Origin of the sequence: Streptomyces sp. NPDC079141, assembly GCF_040686775.1 — a bacterium.
Classification (GTDB): Bacteria; Actinomycetota; Actinomycetes; order Streptomycetales; family Streptomycetaceae; genus Streptomyces.
Window position 1 is genome coordinate 1 of record NZ_JBFBLP010000044.1, and the last position, 2,473, is coordinate 2,473.

Annotated in this window: 2 protein-coding genes; both read left to right on the plus strand. The window is 66.8% G+C overall.

All coding sequences use genetic code 11. The annotated features are described in order from the left end of the window. Positions 1–158: 158 nt before the first annotated feature. Positions 159–1,580, plus strand: coding sequence for an IS21 family transposase (gene istA / locus AB0Q90_RS42025; protein WP_363166029.1), 1,422 nt, complete (start codon positions 159–161; stop codon positions 1,578–1,580). Beyond that, positions 1,577–2,350: an IS21-like element helper ATPase IstB gene (istB, locus tag AB0Q90_RS42030; protein WP_363166030.1), complete on the plus strand. Its 774-nt coding sequence runs from the start codon at positions 1,577–1,579 to the stop codon at positions 2,348–2,350. Before istA ends, istB begins: the two co-directional genes overlap by 4 nt. Positions 2,351–2,473: the final 123 nt, after the last annotated feature.

The following is a 2,473-nucleotide window of genomic DNA, read 5'->3' on the forward strand; positions in this document are numbered from 1 at the left end:
TGTCCGCGTACAAGCTGATGCACAGAGGCAGGTACGGGCTCATGTACACACTCGATCGGGTTGATCTTCGGCGTGTCGTACGTGGGTTGTGAGTACGGGGAGTGCGGGCGGGACAGCCATCGCGCGAGGTGAGAGGAGGCGAAGGGTGTCCCGTCTCGATGATCCTGCACTCGGAGCGTTGGATGGATCTGCGCCGTTTCCGCGCTCTGCATGAGGCAGGGCTGAGTATCTCCGCCATCGCCCGGGAGACCGGGCTGAACTGGCGGACCGTGAAGAAGTACATCGAGGCTCCGCCGCCGGTGGTGCCTCCGAAGGGGCCGTCGCGCAAGGGCTGTCACGGGCAGGTGATCGAGCCGTTCAAGCCGGTGATCGATGCCTGGCTGCGGGCCGACATCACATTGAAGGGGACGGTGATCCACGAACGGCTCGTCGACCAGTACGGGTTCACGGGCAACTACCAGCGGGTGAAGCTGTATTTGCAGCAGGCCCGGCCGCAGGTGATGGCCGAGCTTGGGATCAGTCCCGACGAACTCGCCGGTCTGCACCGACGGTTCGAGGTGATCCCCGGGGCCCAGGCCCAGGTCGACTGGGGAGATGAGGGCGGCATCCTCGCCGCGGTGGGGATCAAGAAGGTGTACTCCTTCCACATGGTCCTGTCCTATTCGCGGGATCCGTTCTGCTGCTTCACCACGTCGATGGATCTGGCGACCTTCTGGGACTGCCACCGGCGGGCGTTCGCGCACTTCGGAGGTGTTCCGAAGACGATCGTCTACGACCGGACCAAGACCGTCGTGCGCCGTCATGTCGCTCCGGGCGAGGCGGTCCCGCTGCATCCGGAGGCGGTCGCGTTCGCCGGGCACTACAACTTCGACATCGACGTCCTGGCCGCCTACCGGCCCCAGGGCAAAGGGCGGGTCGAGCGGCAGGTCACCATCGTCCGCGATCACGTGCTGGCCGGGCGGTCGTTCGGCTCGGTCATCGAGTTGGACGCGGCCTTCGTGAACTGGGTGCCGTTGCGGCGGGCGCGGGTCCACCGCACGCACCTGGAGGTCATCGGCCTGCGGGCCGAGCGGGACCACGCAGCCCTGCGGCCGCTGCCGAAGCGGCCCTATCTCGTCGCTGACCGGCATTTGCGGCACGTCGGCAAGGACTGCCTGGTCGCTTTCGAGGCCAGCTTGTATTCGGTGCCGGCGCGCAGGGTCCGGCCCAGACAGCTGGTCGAGGTCAGGGCCGGGGGTGACACGGTGTCGCTGCATCTGCTGGCGCCTGATCTGAGCGGGTCCACGCTGCTGGCCGTCCACCCTCGGGCGCATGCCCGCGGGACCTGGGTCGTGGATGACTCGCACTGGGACGGCCTGCCGGACGGCACGGGCCGCCGGACCACCACCCAGGTCCCCGACTTCGCCGTCCGGCCCCGGCAGGCCGGCCCCTCGGACAGCCCGCTGCAGAACCTGCTCAGCCGGTCTGCCGCCGCCCAAGTCCCGGTCGGGAAACGGCCGTTGTCGTTCTACGACGACATCGCCGGGACCCGCCCCAAGTCCCGTCCCCACATCGTTCCGGACTCGAAGGACACCGCGTGAGTGAACTGGTCACCGCCCGACTGCGATCCACTGCCACCAAGCTCGGCCTGCCCCACACCGCTACCAGCCTGGACCATCTGATCCAGCGGGCGGACGCCAGCAAGATGGGCTACCTCGACTTCCTGGACCTGGCGCTGTCCGAAGAGCTTGCCATCCGGGACGATCGCAGATTCCACACTGCACTGCGGCTCTCCCGCCTGCCGCACCACAAGACCCTGGACGAGTACGACTTCTCCTTCCAGCCCGACCTCGACCCGCGCAAGATCAGAGACCTGGCCACCTTGTCGTTCGTCGAGACGAAGACCAACGTGGCCTTGCTGGGACCGCCCGGCGTCGGCAAGACCCACATTGCCGTCGGCTTGGCCGTCGCGGCCTGCCGGGCCGGCTTCACCGTCTACTTCACGAGCCTCGACGACATGGTCCGCCAGCTCAAAGAGGCCGACTCCATCGGCCGTCTGCCTGCCAAGATGCGGCTCTATCAGCGGCCCGACGTCCTCGTGGTCGACGAGGTCGGCTATCTCCCGCTCGACCGCGACGAAGCCAACCTCGTCTTCCAACTGATCTCGAAACGCTACGAGAAGGGCTCGATCATCCTGACCTCGAACAAGACCTTCGGCGAATGGGGTCAGGTCTTCGGCGACGAGGTCCTGGCCACCGCGATCCTCGACCGGCTTCTCCACCACTGCGAAGTCGTCTCGATCAACGGCAACAGCTACCGGCTCCGCAACAAGCTCTTCGCGATCGACGGTGGCGACGCAGCGACCGCCTGAACCCGCGGCTTCACCCCATACGGCCGGGGCGAGGGCTGACGCCCTCGCCCCGGCCAAAACTTTGTACACACCTCTGCACTTGAGCCCGTACTTCCCTCTGCAGATGAGCTAGTACGCCGACAC

Excerpts from the sequence above, each read along its gene's own strand:
- istA (WP_363166029.1), top strand. The coding sequence starts at position 159 with ATGATCCTGCACTCGGAGCGTTGGATGGATCTGCGCCGTTTCCGCGCT.